General features: G+C 70.0%; 1 protein-coding gene. It reads left to right on the top strand.

Translation table 11 applies throughout. From position 1 onward, the window contains the following. Positions 1-446: TolC family protein (locus IB274_RS29465; protein ID WP_192436297.1), on the top strand; the 446-nt coding region annotated here is incomplete at both ends.

Below are 446 nucleotides of genomic sequence, written 5' to 3'. Positions count from 1 at the left end.
CCGTCCACCTCCCAGGACCGCGACCGCGACGTCGCCGACCTGACCATGGTGTGGAACGTGCTCGACTTCGGCGTCAGCTACGTCAGCGCCAAGCAGCAGGCCGACCAGCGCCTGATCCTCGACGAACGCCGGCGCAAGGTGCGCCAGACCATCGTCCAGGACGTGCGCTCGGCCTACTGGCGCGCCGTCGCCGCCGAACGCCTGCTGGGTCGCATCGACAGCCTCACCGCCCGAGTCGAGCAGGCGCGCAAGGACAGCCAGAACCTCGGTGCCCAGCGCATCGGCGACCCGGTCCAGGCGATGAGCTACCAGCGCTCGCTGATCGAAGCCACGCGCCAGCTGGAAGTGCAGCGCAAGGCGCTGTCGCTGGCCAAGACCGAGCTGGCCACCCTGATCAACCTGCCGCCGGGCACCGACCTGAAGCTGGCCATGCCGGCCGACGGCTA

The sequence above is a fragment of the Pseudomonas sp. PDM18 genome, assembly GCF_014852585.1.
Taxonomy (GTDB): Bacteria; Pseudomonadota; Gammaproteobacteria; order Pseudomonadales; family Pseudomonadaceae; genus Pseudomonas.
The sequence above is the reverse complement of the archived record's forward strand: the minus strand, read 5'-3'. Positions and strand labels throughout refer to the sequence as shown.